Consider the following 14,220-nt stretch of genomic DNA (forward strand, 5'->3'; position numbering starts at 1 on the left):
CGCCTCACGTACGTTTTTCGGCAGGTCATGAGTGACAGTCATGAGGCCCCGGCCGACTGTCCGGCAACCCTCCGTCCGTGGCGGGGTGCCCCGGGTGAAGACCAGGCGGTGGACAGCAAGGTCCACGGCAAGCGCGGACCCCTCGCGCACTCCCCAGTGCGGGGCCAGGGGTCCTGGTCACCGAGGGAGTCTCTCGTGAGCAAGCGAATGCGTTAGGGCGTCGAGCCCCCTTTCCGCACACCCTTTTCCCTTCCTCCGTGCCGTGCCCCACCCTGTCCGGGTGCGCGGGCCGCACGGCGGGCTTCGCCTTGCCGTCTCCGGGAGTTCAGCCATGTCCGTCACCGCTTCTGCCACCGCCTCCACCGCCTCCACCGCCTCCACGGCCTCCGCCGAGCTCCCCGTCGCCGCCGCCACGGCCTCCGCCGAGCTGCCCGCCGCCGCCGACCCGGCCGCCTGTGCGCCGCTGCCGGTGCTGGGCCGGGACGTCACCGTCCCGCTCGTCACGGGCGGCGAGACCACCTACGCCGCGCTCGACTACGCGGCGAGCGCCCCGGCCCTCCAGCGCGTGTGGGACGACGTGGCCGCCTACGCGCCGTACTACGGCAGCGTGCACCGCGGCGCCGGCTACCTGTCGCAGCTCTCCACGGACCTGTTCGAGAACGCGCGGCGCACCGTCGCCGAGTTCCTCGACTGCCGCGAGGACGATCAGCTGATCTTCACCCGGTCCACGACCGACTCCCTGAACCTGCTCGCGGCGGCCGTCCCCGCCGGCTGCCAGGTCTTCGTCTTCGAGACCGAGCACCACGCCTCGCTGCTGCCGTGGCGCGACGCCCGCGTCACCTACCTCAACGCGCCGCGCACCCCCGGCGAGGCCGTCGCCACCCTGGAGCGCGCCCTCGCCGCCCGCGACCCGCACGGCCCGGCCCTGGTCTGCGTCACCGGCGCCTCCAACGTCACCGGTGAGCTGTGGCCGGTGCGCGAACTCGCCGCCGCCGCGCACGCCCACGGCGCCCGCATCGTCCTGGACGCCGCGCAGCTCGCCCCGCACCACCCGGTGTCGGTGCGGGACCTCGACGTCGACTGGGTCGCCTTCTCCGGACACAAGCTGTACGCGCCCTTCGGCTCCGGCGTGCTGGCCGGCCGCGCCGACTGGCTGCGCGAGGCGGAGCCGTACCTCGCCGGCGGTGGCGCGAGCCGCCGGGTGAGCCGCCGCACCGACGGCGGAGTGGACGTCGAGTGGCACGACAGCGCCGCCCGCCACGAGGCCGGCTCGCCCAACGTGATCGGCGCCTACTCGATCGCCTCCGCCTGCAAGGCGCTCACCGAGGCCGGCTTCGACTCGCTCGTCGCCCGTGAGCAGCACCTGATCGACACGGTGCGCGCCGGGCTGGCCGGGGTGCCCGAGGTCCGTGTGCTGTCGCTGTTCGGGGACGACGCGCCCCGCGTCGGCGTCATCTCGTTCGTCGTCGAGGGCTGGAACAGCTCGCACTTCGCCGCCGCGCTGTCCGCCGAGTACGGCATCGGGGTGCGCGACGGCCTGTTCTGCGCCCACCCGCTGGTGCGCACCCTGCTCGGCAGCGACCCGCAGACCCAGGGCGAGTGCGGTGCCCCCGAGGCCGCGCCCGGCGAGAAGTCGCTCAACGCCATCCGTGTCAGCTTCGGCGCCGGCACCCCCGACGAGCACGTCGAGCGCTTCGTCACCGCGGTGACCGAGCTGGTCCGGGACGGTGCCAAGTGGCAGTACCGGACCGAGGAGGGCCGCTGCGTGCCGGCGGTCTGAGCACCCTCGCGGACCGCGTGAACGGCGGCGGCGCGGAACGGGGGCGGACCACCGCCCGCACCGTTCCGCGCCGCCGCCGTTCGAACGCTCCCGCGCCCCGCGCTCAGGCGTCGAGGCCGATCGCGAACGCCGCCTCCAGGTCGTGCTGCGAGTACGTGCGGAACGCCACGTGGGTGTCCGTCCCCTCGACGCCGGGGATCTTGCTGATCCGGCCGGGGATGACGTCCGCGAGCTCCTCGTGCTCCCGCACCCGGACCATGGCGATCAGGTCGTAGGTGCCGGTGACGGAGAAGACCTCGCTGACGCTCTCCAGCGCCGCGATCGCCTCGGCGATCTCGGGGATCCGATCCACGCTGGTCTTGATGAGGACGATCGCGGTGATCACGGCAGGTTCTCTCCCTCGGGGGCGGGCGCTGCGACGTTGTGCAGGGCGGCTTTCACTCTAGTCGTACGGCCGAATCGCACCCACGCGTAGCCGAACCCCAGCGCGAAGCCCACCACGTGCGCCAGGTACGCCACCCCGGGACCCTGCGGTGCCTGCCGGGCGGCCGTCCACTGGAGGGCGAGCCAGAACGGCAGCACCACCCACGCCGGGAAGCGCAGCGGCAGGAAGAGCAGGAACGGCAGCAGGCTCGTCACCCGGGCCCGGGGGAACAGCGCGAGGAAGGCGCCGAGGACCGCCGAGATCGCACCGGACGCCCCCACCAGGGTCTGCTCGGAGGAGGCGTTGGCGATCGCGTAGCCGAGCAGCGCCAGGCCCCCGCAGACCAGGTAGAACAGCGTGTACTCGACCCGGCCCATCCGCTCCTCGGTCAGCACGCCGAAGACGTAGAGGAAGAGCATGTTGCCGAGCAGGTGCACCCAGCTCCCGTGTACGAACAGGGCGGTCAGCGGTGTCACCAGCGAGCCGGGCGACCCCTCGAACAGTTCGGCGGGAATCACGCCCCAGCGGCGGAAGCAGGCCTGCTGCGCGGCCGCCAGCGCGTCCCCCGTGCCGTACGCCGGGTCGAGTCCCGACGACGGGCCGACCGCGAACACCAGGCAGCACAGGGCGATCAGCCCGTACGTCACGGGCGCCGCCGCGAACCGGCCCGCCCACGGGCCCCGCCCGGTCCACCCGCTCCACTTACCGATGCCGATCATGCCTACAGAGCATGACGTAACGGGACGCGTGCGGACGGACCGCCTCGCCGCCGCGGACGGCCGAGCGGCGAGTACCCGCCAGGCCGTAGGGTTACGAGCCACACACGCGGGAGAGACCGGCGTGTCACGGACACCAGAAGGAAGCGAACAGCCACGATGACGGTTCCCCTGCCGACCGCCGCGACGCGGTGGCGCTGCACGCTCTGCGGAAATCTCACCCGTTTCGACGTGACGCGCTCCTCGAAGGTCGTGGAGTACGTCCACCTCGACCTCGCGGGCGAGCCGAACGTCGAGGAGCGCGAGGTGGTCAGTGAGACCATCGACTCTGTGCGCTGCCGTTGGTGCAACGCGGTGGACAAGGTGGAACTCGTGGACAGGCCGGGCGCCGGCTCCTGACGGAGCGGGCCCCGCGAACATTGGGGTGACGGATGGTGGAGAGCGCTGGCGGGGGGCCGGAGGACGGCCCCGCCGAGATGCTCGACCGTCCGCTGCCCGACGGCGTGCGGCGCCGGGTGGTGCAGATCGTCTCCGACGGCTTCGGCGGCCTGACGGTCGCCGAACTGCCGTCCCAGCTGCGGCAGTACGCGCGGTTCGCGCCGAACCGGCGGGCCAGGTTCGCCGGTAACGCCATGGCCGCGGCCCTGGAGACCGAACCGCTGTTCCGCCAGCGCATCGGCGAGCGTCTCAGAGAGGCGCAGCCGGAGCTGTGCGGCGCCCTCGACGCCGGTTCGCCGCCCCCGGCCGCGGACCCGCTGGACGTGGCGGCCGCGGCCTACGTGCTGCGGCCCACGGGCTGGGTGAAGCTCGTGACCGCCGCCGGCGAGGAGGCGCAGCGGGCGGACGCGGAGCGCGTCGAGGAGGAGACCCGGGCCGAGGTGCGGCGTCTCCAGGAGGAACTGGCCGCCGCCCGGGACGCGGTGCGCGCCGAGACGGAGCGGCTGCGCGCGGAACTGGACGTCTCCCGGCGGGAAGCCGAATCGCTTCAGCGCAAGCTGCGTGCCGCGCTCAGTGACGTCAAGCGCGGCGAGGCCGCGCTGCGCAAGCTGCGCGCCGAGGCCGAGACGCAGCGCGCCGAGGGCCAGGGCCGGGTGTCCGCCGCCGAGAGCGAGAGCCGCCGCCTCAAGTCCCGTCTGGGGGAGGTCGAGGCCACCCTGGAGGCCACCCGGCGCGCGGCCCGCGAGGGACGCAGCGTCGAGGACGTGCGGCTGCGGCTGCTGCTCGACACGGTGCTGGACGCGGCGCAGGGGCTGCGCCGCGAACTGGCCCTGCCGCCCGTGTCGGTGCGGCCCGCGGAGACCGTGGACGCGGTGGAGCCGGGCCGGATGACCCCGAAGGACATCGCGGCGCGGGCGCTGTCCGAGCACGACCCCGCGATCCTCGACCAGTTGCTCGCGCTGCCGCAGGCGCACCTCGTCGTCGACGGCTACAACGTGACCAAGACCGGTTATCCGCAGATGCCGTTGGAGAAGCAGCGGCTGCGGCTGCTCGGGCAGCTCTCGCAGCTCGCCGCGCAGACCGGCGCCGAGGTCACGTGCGTCTTCGACGGTGCCGAGCTGGCCGCTCCCGTGCTGCTCGCGCCGCCGCGCGGGGTGCGGGTGCTGTTCTCCAAACCGGGCGTCACCGCCGACGAGTTGATCCGCCAGCTGGTCCGCGCGGAGCCGCCGGGGCGGCCCGTCATCGTCGCCTCCACGGACCGCGAGGTGGCCGACGGGATCGCGAAGGCGGGTGCCCGCCCGGTGGCGTCGGTGGTGCTCCTGAAGCGCCTCACCCGGGGCTGACGGCCTTACCCCGAACACCCCTTCGGCAACCAAAAGCTCGAACGCAACATACAAGTGGAATGCCCGAATTGATGTAATGCTTACGCAACGTAGCGTCAAAGTGGCATCACTGCATGTGAGTTGAGTGCAAAGAATGCATTGCGTGACCGTGATTTTTCGCCTGGGGATTTGAACTGATCACGATGAGGTCACTAAGGTCAGCTCGAACCTTCGCTCGGTTGATCACTCATGGGAGTGACGGTGAAGGGGCACCGCCCACCGGCGTGTCGGTAGGCGGCTGAAGGAAGAAGGAGCTCGCCTTCGTGGCGTCCCACCGTCGACCCAAGCAGCCGAGCCGCGCACGTGTGACCGTGCTGACCACCGCAGCCGCCGCTGCCGTCGTCCTGAGCTCGCAGGCGGCCAACGCCGCGCCCAGCGAGAAGTTGTCCAAGGACGAGGTCAAGGCCAAGGTCGACAAGCTCTACGAACAGGCGGAGCAGGCCACCGAGAAGCTCGACGGCGCCAAGGAGAAGGAGGGGAAGCTCCAGAAGGAGATCTCCACCATCCAGGACAACGTCGCGCACGGCCAGGAAGACCTCAACACCCTTCGCGACACGCTCGGTTCGCTCGCCAGCTCGCAGTACCGCTCGGGCGGCATCGACCCCTCCGTGCAGCTCTTCCTCTCCTCGGACCCCGACGACTTCCTCGACAAGGCGTCCACGATGGACCAGTTGAGCAGTCAGCAGGTCGAGGCGCTGAAGAAGATCCAGGAGAAGCAGCGCGAACTGGCCCAGGAGCGCTCCGAGGCCAGTGAGAAGCTCAAGGACCTCTCCACCACCCGCGCCGAGCTGTCGAAGAAGAAGAACGAGGTGAAGAGCAAGCTCGCCTCCGCGCAGAAGCTGCTCAACACCCTCACCGCCAAGGAGAAGGCGGACCTCGACGCCGAGCAGGCGGCCGCCGCCAGCCGCAGCAGCTCCCGCGCGGTGCTCAACGCCGGCTCCGCCTCCTCCGGCCGGGTCGCCTCCGCCTACGCCGCCGCCCAGTCCGTGATCGGGTCGCCCTACGTCTACGGCGCCTCGGGCCCGTCCTCGTTCGACTGCTCCGGCCTCACCTCCTGGGCCTACGCCCAGGCCGGCATCGCCATCCCGCGCACGTCCGAGGCGCAGGCCAACGCCGGTACGCGGATCTACTCCCAGAGCGACCTCAAGGTCGGCGACCTGGTGATCTTCTACGGCGACTTCCACCACGTCGGCATCTACGCCGGCGGCGGCCAGGTGCTGCACGCCCCGCACACCGGCGCGGTCGTCCGCTACGAGGCGATGAGCGACATGCCCTTCCAATTCGGCGTCCGCATCTGACGTCCGAACCGGGACACGTGCCGCCCGAACGGGCGAATCCCGACAAGCCGCGCTGACCCCACGCCCCGCCCATGACCTGCGTCATAGGCGGGGCGTCACCGTGCGTGCCCGCGCCGGTCTTTGGCCGGTGCCCCCTCACGCGGCTACTGTCTGCCGGGTTTCCCCCAGCGCCCGGATCTCCTGCCGTCGGCGGCACGGGGGACGGTCACTGTCCGCCAGCGGAAGGAGTGCGGTTTCCCGTGGGGTTCCATCGCCGCCTTGCACCGTCCGGGTTCGACCGGGGCGCCGGCGCAGCAGCCTGCCTGCTGTCCGCCGCCACCGCTGTCCTCGGCGCCCTGCCCGCCGCGCCGGCCGCGGCCGCGCCGCACGAGGGCACGCGTGCCGAGGTGGACCGTCTCTACGCACAGGCCGAGAAGGCGACCGAGGCCTACAACAAGGCCGACGAGCGCGCCGACGCCCTGCGCCGCCGGCTCGGCGACTCCCAGGACCTCGTCGCCCGGCAGCAGGCACGCGTCAACGACATGCGCAGGGAACTGGGTTCACTGGCCGGCGCGCAGTACCGCGCGGGCGGCATCGACCCCTCGCTGGCCCTGCTGTTCTCCGACGACCCGGCCGACTACCTCGACCGCGCCTCCGTGCTCGACCGGATCACCGCCCACCAGGCGGGCCAGCTCAGGGACGTGCAGGAAGCCATGCGCGAACTCACGCAGAACCGGGCCGAGGCGGCCCGCGAACTCACCGAACTCGACAAGAGCCGCAAGGCCGTCGCCGCCCACAAGCGGACCGTCGAGCAGAAACTCGCCCGCGCCCGGCGGCTGCTCAACTCCCTGCCGTCCGCCGAGCGCGCCGCCTTCGGCCGGGCCGACCGCTCCGAGCGGGCCGACCTGCCCGTCCCCGGCGGGGGCGGCGAGGCCGCCTCCGGCCGCTCCGCGTCCGCCGTCGCCGCCGTCCGCTCGGCCCTCGGCCGCCCCTACGTCTGGGGCGCCAACGGGCCCACGGGCTTCGACTGTTCGGGCCTCATGCAGTGGTCGTACGCGCAGGCCGGGGTCCATCTCCCGCGCACCTCGCAGGAACAGCGGTACGCGGGCCGGCAGATCCCGCTCTCCCAGGCCCGCCCCGGCGACCTGGTCGTCTACCGGGCCGACGCGAGCCACGTCGCCATGTACGTCGGCAACGGCCAGGTCGTGCACGCCCCCTACCCCGGGGCGCCCGTGCGGTACGACCCCGTCGGCATGATGCCCGTCTCCTCGGTCACCCGCGTCTGAGCGCCGCCCCGCGCCCCCGGGCGCCCCGCACCGGGTGCCCGCGGCCGCGGGCCGCGCGCACGCCGTGCCCGTACGATCGGCGACGTGGCTGGTAGAAGGCGGGCATGGAGATCCGGGGCGGCGGCGCTCGCCCTCGCCCTGGTGGCGCTGGTCGGCGGCTGCGACGGTGCCGCGACGGGCGACGGGACCCGTGCCGACGTGCGCCGGGTCCTCGACCGGCGGGCCGCGGCCGTGCTCGCCCACGACGCCGGCGCGTACGCCCGCACCGGCACCGGCACCCCCTTCGCGAACATCGCGGCGGTGCCCCTCACCGCCTGGTCGTACCGCCTCACCTCGCTGCACCGCACCGGGGACCGCGCGACGGCCGCCGCCGACCTCAGCTACCGGCTGACCGGCTACGACAGGTCGCCGGTCACCGTCGGCCGCACCCTGACCCTGGCCCGCGCCGCGGGCGGACGCTGGACCGTGCTCACCGACCGGCCCGCGAGGAAGGCCCCGCAGCAGCTCTGGGACCAGGGGAAGGTCACCGCCGTCCGGGGCGCGCACAGCCTCGTCCTGGGCGTCGGGCAGTCCGGCACCGCGCTGCGCGGCTACGCGGACCTGGCGGACGAGGCCGTACCGGCCGTGACGCGGGCGTGGGGGACCGACTGGAGCCGGCACGTGGTCGTGCTCGTCCCCGGCTCCCTGGACGCCATGGCGGGCCTCCTGGCCTCCACCGCCTCCTCGTACCGGGGGATCGCCGCCGTCACCACCGGCGAGGCGGGCGGCACCACGAGCGCCCCCGCGGACCGGGTCATCGTCAACCCCGACGCGTACGGCATCCTCGGCGCGCTCGGCAGGCAGGTCGTGCTCACCCACGAGACGACCCACGTGGCCACCCGGGCGCACACCGGCGCGGCGACCCCGCTGTGGCTCTCCGAGGGCTACGCGGACTGGATCGGCTACCGCTCCGCCGACCGCACCCCCCGGGAGATCGCCCCGGAACTCGCCAACGCGGTGGCCGGGGGCGACGCTCCCACGACGCTGCCCACCGACAAGGACTTCGGCTTCACCTCGGACTCCACCGAACTCGCCCAGGCGTACGAGGGCGGCTGGCTGGCCTGCCGGCTGATCGCCGACGAGTGGGGCGAGGCCGACCTCGGCGCGTTCTACCGCTCGGTCGGCACCCACGACAGGCGCGCGGGCGCGGTGGAGGCGGCCCTGAAGGACGTCCTGCACACGACGCCGGACGAGTTCACCGAGCGCTGGCGCGCGTACGTGGGCGAGGTGCTGGGCTGAGCCGTGAGACCCGGAGCCCGGCGCCCCGCCAGGTCACGAGGAGGCCGACGGCTCCCTCGGACGGTCCGCCGGGTCCGGGTCCGGGCCGGAGTCCGCCGGGACCGCCACGACCGCCGGGACGGACACCGTGGAGCGCCACAGCCGGCGGGCGGCCACCAGGGTCGCCGCCACCAGCAGGCCGTTGCGGACGAACAGCAGCGTCACCCCCAGCGCGTCGCTCGCCACCACGTGCGCGAACCACAGCGGGAACTCCAGCAGCGTCACGAACGACGCGACCAGCACCAGGGCGGTCGGCAGCCCCGTGCGGCCGCCGCGGAAGCACTGGCACACCGCCGCGAGCCCCACCAGCCACACCATGTACTGGGGGCTGATCACCCGGCTCGTCGTCGTGAACATCAGCACCGCCACGAACGCGGCCTCCGCGAGGGTGCGCGGCAGGAACCGGGTCGCCGACAGCCGCCACAGCAGCAGCCAGCCGAACGCCAGGGCGCTCAGCACGAGGGCGACCGTGCTGACCACGTTCACGTACGGGCCGAGGAACTCCACCGAGCCGTAGTTGAGCAGCACCTCGCCGCTCCAGCCGTACTGCCGGGCCACGTGGAAGACGAGCGAGCCCAGCGACTCCACCTCGGTGCCGCGCTCGCTCTGGAACGTCAGGAACGCGAACGCCCCGGGCATCGCCGCCGCGAACACGACCCCCAGCACGCCCACGCTCACCGCCGCGGCGGCCCACGCCCGCCGCCGCACCGCGCCCACCAGCAGCAGCACCGGCCACACCTTCAGCATCGCGGCGAACCCGGTCAGCGCCCCCATCAGCTTCGGGCGCCGTGCCCCGGCCAGCAGGGCGGCCACGGCGACCGCGGTCACCATCACGTCGTAGCGCGCGTACACGGTCGGGCCGAGCAGCGGCACGCCCGCCACCCACACCCAGGCGCCGCGCCGGGTGCGGCCGGGCCGTCGGCCCGCGTGCAGCAGCAGGCCGAGGACGGCCAGGTCGGCGAGGAAGGCGAGGACGAAGAACGCCGTCGCGTAGTCGAGGAACGGCAGCAGGGCGGGCGAGAGGATCGCGAGCGCGGCGGCAGGCGGGTACTGCCAGGTGACGTCGTCCATCGGGAAGGTCCCGTGCCGCAGCACCTCGAACCAGCCCCGGTAGATCACGGAGACGTCGCTCGTGACGTCCGGGCCGGGGAACACGAACACCTTGAGCACCAGGAGCAGCAGCACCAGCCGCGTCACGCTCCAGGTGGCGAGCAGCCCTGCCGCCGATCGCCTCGTGTTCACCGTCTCCACCACAACCCCTGTTCGTCCGGACGCCGTCGACTTGAAGGGGCCATGATCCCCCGAAGCACTGTGCGAGAGCCATGAAGCGCGGCCGTCACGGAACCCCCGTCGCATCTTGGATAGGGTCGGCGGCGATGCACAAGACCCTCATCGTCACCAACGACTTCCCGCCCCGGCCGGGCGGCATCCAGTCGTTCCTGCACAACATGGCACTGCGCCTGGACCCCGAACGGTTCCTCGTCTACGCCTCCACCTGGAAGCGCAGCCGCGAGGGACTGGAGGCGACCGCGGCGTTCGACGCCGAGCAGCCCTTCACCGTCGTCCGCGACCGCACGACGATGCTGCTCCCGACGCCGGACGCGACCCGGCAGGCGGCGGCCCTGCTGCGCGCCCACGGCTGCACCTCCGTGTGGTTCGGCGCGGCGGCGCCCCTCGGCCTGATGGCGCCGGCCCTGCGCAGGGCCGGCGCCGAGCGCCTGGTCGCCACCACGCACGGCCACGAGGCGGGCTGGGCCCAGCTCCCGGCCGCCCGCCAACTCCTGCGCAGGATCGGCGGGTCGACGGACACGATCACCTACCTCGGCGAGTACACCCGGTCCCGGATCGCCCGCGCGCTCACCCCCGACGCGGCGGCCCGCATGGTCCAACTGCCGCCCGGCGTCGACGAGAAGACCTTCCACCCCGGGTCCGGCGGCGCCGAGGTGCGGGCCCGGCTCGGCCTCACCGACCGGCCCGTGGTCGTGTGCGTGTCCCGGCTGGTGCCGCGCAAGGGCCAGGACACCCTGATCCTCGCGCTGCCCCGGATCCTCGCCCGCGAGCCCGACACGGTCCTCCTGATCGTCGGAGGCGGCCCGTACGAACGGCAGTTGAGGCGGCTGGCGGACGAGACCGGGGTCGCCGCCTCGGTCCGCTTCACCGGCAGCGTGCCGTGGGCCGAACTGCCCGCGCACTACGGCGCCGGCGACGTGTTCGCGATGCCGTGCCGCACCCGGCGCGGCGGACTCGACGTCGAGGGGCTCGGCATCGTCTACCTGGAGGCGTCCGCGACCGGGCTGCCGGTGGTCGCGGGCGACTCCGGCGGGGCCCCCGACGCGGTGCTCGACGGCGAGACCGGCTGGGTGGTGCGCGGCGACTCCCCGGAGGACGCGGCCGACCGGATCACCGCCCTGCTCCAGGACCCCGAACTGCGGCGCAGGATGGGCGAACGCGGGCGCGCCTGGGTCGAGGAGAAGTGGCGCTGGGACCTGCTGGCCCAGAAGCTGCGCGACCTGCTCTGAGCGGCGCCGCCGACGGGCGTCCCGGGCCGCGGAACGCCGACGGCCCGTCCCCGTGCGGTGGTTGACGGGCCGTCATGTCCCGCTCGCGCGGGGCTACTTGCGGTAGATCGCCTCGATCTCGTCCGCGAAGTCCTTCGCCGCGACATTGCGCTTGAGCTTCAGCGACGGTGTCAGGTGGCCCGACTCCTCGGTGAACTGCGAGCCCAGCACCCGGAACTTGCGCACCGACTCGGCCTTGGAGACGGCGGAGTTGCCGTCGTCCACCGCCGACTGGACCGCCGCGACCAGATCGGGGTCCTCGCGCAGCGACGCGGCCGTGGACCCGGCCGGCTTGCCGTGCTCGGCGGCCCAGCGCGGGAGGAACTCCTCGTCGATCGTGACCAGCGCGCCCACGAACGGCCGTCCGTCGCCGACCACCATGCACTCCGCGACCAGCGCGTGCGCCCGGATGCGGTCCTCGATCACCGCGGGGGCGACGTTCTTGCCGCCCGCCGTGACGATGATCTCCTTCTTGCGGCCGGTGATCCGCAGGTAGCCGTCCTCGTCGAGGGTGCCGACGTCCCCGGTGTGGAACCAGCCGTCGGCCAGCGCCTCCGCGGTCGCCGCCGGGTTGTTCCAGTACTCCTTGAACAGGTGTTCCCCGTGCAGCAGCACCTCGCCGTCGTCCGCGATGCGCACCACCGAACCGGGCAGCGGCTGGCCGACCGTGCCGATCTTCTGGCGGTCCCACGGGTTGAAGGCGGTGGCCGCGCAGGACTCGGTCAGCCCGTAGCCCTCCAGGACCGAGAAGCCGATGCCGCGGAAGAAGTGGCCGAGCCGCTCGCCGAGCGGGGCGCCGCCGGAGATCGCGTACTCGCCCCGGCCGCCGAGGACCGCGCGCAGCTTGCTGTAGACGAGCCGGTCGAAGACCGCGTGCTTGACGCGCAGGCCGAGGGACGGGCCGGAGGGGGTGTCGAGCGCGCGGCTGTACGCGATCGCGGTGTCCGCCGCGCGGTCGAAGATCTTCCCCTTGCCGTCCGCCTGCGCCTTGGCGCGCGCCGAGTTGTAGACCTTCTCGAAGACGCGCGGCACACCGAGGATCAACGTCGGCCGGAAGGACGCCAGTTCGTCGGTGAGGTTCTTGATGTCCGGGACGCAGCCCAGCTTGATCGGCGCCATCATCGGCGCGATCTGCACCAGGCGTCCGAAGACGTGCGCCAGCGGGAGGAAGAGGAGCACCGAACACTCGCCCATGCGGAACAGCGGGCGCAGCCGCTCCACGATGTTGCCGCACTCGGCGAAGAAGCTGCGGTGGGTCAGCACGCAGCCCTTCGGGCGGCCCGTGGTGCCGGAGGTGTAGACGATGGTGGCCGGGTCGTCCGCCTTCGCGATCGAACTGCGTTCCTCGACGGCCGCGTCGGTGATGTCCGCGCCGAGGCGCCCCAGTTCCTCGACACCGCCGGCCTCGATCTGCAACACGTGCTTGAGGACGGGCAGGCTCTCGCGCACCGACTCGACGGTGGCCGCGTGGCCGTCCAGCTCCACCACGCACGCGGTCGCGCCCGAGTCGGAGAGGATCCACTCGACCTGCTCCGGCGAACTGGTCTCGTACACGGGCACGGTGATCGCGCCCGCGCTCCAGATCGCGAAGTCCAGCAGGGTCCACTCGTACCGGGTGCGCGACATCAGACCGACCCGGTCGCCCGGCTGCACACCGGAGGCGATGAGCCCCTTGGCGGCGGTGCGCACCTCGGTGAGGAAGTCGGCGGCGTTCACGTCCCGCCACACACCGTCCACCTTGCGGGCGATGACGGCAGCCTCGGGATGCTGCGCGGCGTTGCGGCGGACGATGTCGGTCAGGTTGCCGTCCGCGGGGACCTCGTACAAAGCGGGAAGGCTGAACTCGCGCAAGACTGCTGCTCCTCATAGTGCGCCGGCGCCACGACGTTGTGTGATGCGACGGTGCGGTCCAAGGCTCGGGCAGGTGCTCCGGGGGTCCGAGGAACCGGACGACGACTGAGCACGACTGGACTGCCTGGACGTTACCGGTCGGTATGGCCACCGCGACAGGGGGTCCCGGCGAGATGTTCGCTGCGTCACACGGACGGGTTCTCCAGCGCGCACAGTAGTCGACGGCCTTTCGGGCGAGCCAGTAATCGCAGGTCCGGCCGCCCCTGTTCACAAATGCCGCACGCGCCTACTCTTGATCGCCATGTCTCCCACACCCGCCCGCGACCGCGCGGGGACCCGCGTCCACGTGGTCAGCGACGTGCACGGAAACGCGACCGACCTGGCCAGGGCGGGGGAGGGCGCGGACGCCCTGGTCTGCCTCGGCGACCTCATCCTCTTCCTCGACTACGCCGACCACTCGCGCGGCATCTTCCCCGACCTCTTCGGCGAGGCCAACGCGGACCGCATCGTCGAGCTGCGCACCGCCCGCCGCTTCGCGGAGGCCCGCGAGTTCGGCGCCGGGCTGTGGGCCGGGCTGGAGGTGGACCGCGCCACCGCCATGGAGGGCGCGATCCGCCGCCAGTACGCCGAACTGTTCGCCGCCTTCCCCACCCCGACCTACGCCACCTACGGGAACGTCGACGTGCCGCCGCTGTGGCCCGAGTTCGCCCGGCCCGGCACCACCGTCCTCGACGGGGAGCGGGTGGAGATCGGCGGCCGCGTCTTCGGCTTCGTCGGCGGCGGCCTGCGCACCCCGATGAACACCCCGTACGAGATCGGCGACGAGGAGTACGCGGCGAAGATCGAGGCGGTCGGCGAGGTCGACGTGCTGTGCACGCACATCCCGCCGGAGGTGCCCGAGCTGGTGTACGACACCGTCGCCCGCCGCTTCGAGCGCGGCAGCCGGGCCCTGCTCGACGCCATCCGCCGCACCCGCCCCCGCTACTCGCTCTTCGGCCACGTCCACCAGCCGCTGGTCCGCCGCATGCGGGTCGGCTCCACCGAGTGCGTCAACGTCGGCCACTTCGCCCGGTCGGGAAGGCCGTGGGTCATGGAATGGTGAGCGCGGACGGGGTGACGTCGGCCGCCGCCCTGCGCGGTAGCCTTCACGCTGCACACACGTGCGCATTCACGTCGCACCGCCCGCATCCG

12 protein-coding genes and 1 riboswitch are annotated in these 14,220 nt (G+C 72.9%); of the genes, 8 read left to right on the forward strand and 4 right to left on the reverse strand.

Features of this window, described 5'->3' with window-relative positions; all coding sequences use genetic code 11:
• The first annotated feature begins 23 nt into the window (after positions 1–23).
• Positions 24–140: riboswitch (SAM riboswitch) on the forward strand.
• A gap of 191 nt (positions 141–331) precedes the next feature.
• On the forward strand, positions 332–1,780 hold the full coding sequence (locus ACFZA0_RS03885; RefSeq protein WP_391010725.1) for an aminotransferase class V-fold PLP-dependent enzyme: 1,449 nt from the start codon (positions 332–334) through the stop codon (positions 1,778–1,780).
• A 103-nt stretch (positions 1,781–1,883) separates the two neighbouring features.
• On the opposite strand, the gene ACFZA0_RS03890 is transcribed toward ACFZA0_RS03885, so the two are convergent.
• The gene (locus ACFZA0_RS03890) at positions 1,884–2,165 is read right to left on the reverse strand and encodes an Lrp/AsnC ligand binding domain-containing protein (RefSeq protein WP_391010728.1); all 282 of its coding nucleotides are present in this window, start codon (positions 2,163–2,165) and stop codon (positions 1,884–1,886) included.
• Positions 2,162–2,923, reverse strand: a complete 762-nt coding sequence (locus tag ACFZA0_RS03895) for a rhomboid family intramembrane serine protease (RefSeq protein WP_391010731.1) — start codon at positions 2,921–2,923, stop codon at positions 2,162–2,164. Before ACFZA0_RS03895 ends, ACFZA0_RS03890 begins: the two co-directional genes overlap by 4 nt.
• Before the next feature lie 156 nt (positions 2,924–3,079).
• Between ACFZA0_RS03895 and ACFZA0_RS03900 the strand changes: the two genes are divergently transcribed.
• From ACFZA0_RS03900 to ACFZA0_RS03920, 5 genes are all read left to right on the forward strand, one after another.
• Positions 3,080–3,319 carry a hypothetical protein gene (locus ACFZA0_RS03900; RefSeq protein WP_391010734.1) on the forward strand — a complete coding sequence of 80 codons (240 nt, stop codon included), beginning with the start codon at positions 3,080–3,082 and terminating at the stop codon, positions 3,317–3,319.
• Positions 3,320–3,351: 32 nt separating this feature from the next.
• Entirely contained in the window at positions 3,352–4,701 is a 1,350-nt protein-coding gene (locus ACFZA0_RS03905; protein ID WP_391010737.1) for an NYN domain-containing protein, read from the forward strand.
• Positions 4,702–5,003: 302 nt separating this feature from the next.
• Positions 5,004–6,038: an NlpC/P60 family protein gene (locus ACFZA0_RS03910; protein WP_391010740.1), complete on the forward strand. Its 1,035-nt coding sequence runs from the start codon at positions 5,004–5,006 to the stop codon at positions 6,036–6,038.
• Positions 6,039–6,277: 239 nt separating this feature from the next.
• Entirely contained in the window at positions 6,278–7,303 is a 1,026-nt protein-coding gene (locus tag ACFZA0_RS03915) for an NlpC/P60 family protein (RefSeq protein WP_391010743.1), read from the forward strand.
• Positions 7,304–7,387: 84 nt separating this feature from the next.
• On the forward strand, positions 7,388–8,581 hold the full coding sequence (locus ACFZA0_RS03920) for a hypothetical protein (RefSeq protein ID WP_391010746.1): 1,194 nt from the start codon (positions 7,388–7,390) through the stop codon (positions 8,579–8,581).
• 33 nt (positions 8,582–8,614) lie between these two features.
• Here the strand turns inward: ACFZA0_RS03920 and ACFZA0_RS03925 are convergent, their stop codons facing one another.
• A complete protein-coding gene (locus tag ACFZA0_RS03925; RefSeq protein ID WP_391010749.1) occupies positions 8,615–9,871 on the reverse strand; it encodes a glycosyltransferase 87 family protein in 1,257 nt (418 codons plus the stop codon).
• Between the two features lie 125 nt (positions 9,872–9,996).
• Between ACFZA0_RS03925 and ACFZA0_RS03930 the strand changes: the two genes are divergently transcribed.
• Positions 9,997–11,139, forward strand: a complete 1,143-nt coding sequence (locus ACFZA0_RS03930; RefSeq protein ID WP_391010752.1) for a glycosyltransferase — start codon at positions 9,997–9,999, stop codon at positions 11,137–11,139.
• A gap of 93 nt (positions 11,140–11,232) precedes the next feature.
• On the opposite strand, the gene ACFZA0_RS03935 is transcribed toward ACFZA0_RS03930, so the two are convergent.
• The gene (locus tag ACFZA0_RS03935; protein WP_391010754.1) at positions 11,233–13,029 is read right to left on the reverse strand and encodes an AMP-binding protein; all 1,797 of its coding nucleotides are present in this window, start codon (positions 13,027–13,029) and stop codon (positions 11,233–11,235) included.
• Positions 13,030–13,330: 301 nt separating this feature from the next.
• Here ACFZA0_RS03935 and ACFZA0_RS03940 point away from each other — a divergent pair, with 301 nt between their 5' ends.
• On the forward strand, positions 13,331–14,131 hold the full coding sequence (locus tag ACFZA0_RS03940; RefSeq protein ID WP_391010757.1) for a metallophosphoesterase: 801 nt from the start codon (positions 13,331–13,333) through the stop codon (positions 14,129–14,131).
• Positions 14,132–14,220: the final 89 nt, after the last annotated feature.

Source organism: Streptomyces sp. NPDC008150, from assembly GCF_042956945.1.
In the GTDB taxonomy this organism is placed as follows: Bacteria; Actinomycetota; Actinomycetes; order Streptomycetales; family Streptomycetaceae; genus Streptomyces.

What these genes read in the sequence shown, in the direction of transcription:
- ACFZA0_RS03885 (WP_391010725.1), top strand. Translation starts at nt 332, where the DNA reads ATGTCCGTCACCGCTTCTGCCACCGCCTCCACCGCCTCCACCGCCTCC.
- ACFZA0_RS03900 (WP_391010734.1), top strand. Translation starts at nt 3,080, where the DNA reads ATGACGGTTCCCCTGCCGACCGCCGCGACGCGGTGGCGCTGCACGCTC.
- ACFZA0_RS03940 (WP_391010757.1), top strand. Translation starts at nt 13,331, where the DNA reads ATGTCTCCCACACCCGCCCGCGACCGCGCGGGGACCCGCGTCCACGTG.
- ACFZA0_RS03895 (WP_391010731.1), bottom strand. Translation starts at nt 2,923, where the DNA reads ATGATCGGCATCGGTAAGTGGAGCGGGTGGACCGGGCGGGGCCCGTGG.
- ACFZA0_RS03905 (WP_391010737.1), top strand. Translation starts at nt 3,352, where the DNA reads ATGGTGGAGAGCGCTGGCGGGGGGCCGGAGGACGGCCCCGCCGAGATG.
- ACFZA0_RS03930 (WP_391010752.1), top strand. Translation starts at nt 9,997, where the DNA reads ATGCACAAGACCCTCATCGTCACCAACGACTTCCCGCCCCGGCCGGGC.